At 66.1% G+C, this 891-nt stretch carries 1 protein-coding gene; it reads right to left on the bottom strand.

Going from position 1 to position 891, the window contains the following annotated elements; translation table 11 throughout:
- Positions 1-891, bottom strand: an 891-nt coding sequence (locus AC1DU6_RS33240) for a gamma-glutamyltransferase family protein (RefSeq protein WP_477862587.1), incomplete at both ends; no start/stop codon positions are given.

The raw sequence follows: 891 nt of genomic DNA, 5'->3' as shown, positions 1-891 counted from the left end.
GCCGAGCCTGGGGGCGCCGACCAAGATGCTGGCGAGGTGGTTGGCGGGTTGCGGGTCGGCGAACTTCTGGCCCCAGCCCTCGAGGATCTTGCGCGTGTCTGGCGACAGCGCGAAGGCCTCGACGTTGGTCGCTTCGGGCAGCCACTGCTGGTGGAAGCGCGGCGCGTCCGTCGCCTCCTGCACGTCCATGCCGTAGTCGATGACGTTGATCATCGTGTGCAGCACCGCCGTGATGATGCGGCTGCCGCCCGGCGTGCCGACCACCATCGCCGTCTTGCCGTCCTTGGTGACGATGGTGGGGCTCATGGACGACAGTGGTCGCTTGCCGGGCTCGATGCGGTTGGCCTCGCCCTGCACCAGGCCGTAGAGGTTGGGCACGCCCACCTTGGCGGTGAAGTCGTCCATCTCGTCGTTCAGCAGCACGCCGGTCCCGGCCGCGGTGACGCGGGCACCGAACCAGTCGTTCAAGGTGTAGGTCACCGATACGGCATTGCCCCATTTGTCGACGATGGAGTAGTGCGTGGTGTTGCTGCCCTCGTGCGGCGACACGCCGGGCTTGATGTCCTTGGACACGCCGGCCTTGTGCGGGTCGATGACCGCGCGCAGCTGGGCCGCGTAGTCCTTGCTGAGCAACCGGTCCAGCGGGTTCTTGACGAAATCCGGGTCGCCCAGGTAGCTGTTGCGGTCCACGTAGGCGTGGCGCATCGCCTCGATCTGGTAGTGCACCGCCTGCGCGGAGCGAAAGCCCAGTTCCTTGAGCGGGTAGCCCTCCAGGATGTTCAGGATCTCGCAGATGATGACGCCGCCCGAACTGGGTGGCGGCGCTGAGACGACGTGATAGCCCCGGTAATTGCATTCCACAGGCGGCAATTCGCGCGTCTTGTACTGGTC

The sequence above is a fragment of the Roseateles sp. P5_B10 genome, assembly GCF_056400485.1.
This window is presented reverse-complemented; position numbering and strand designations above follow the sequence as displayed.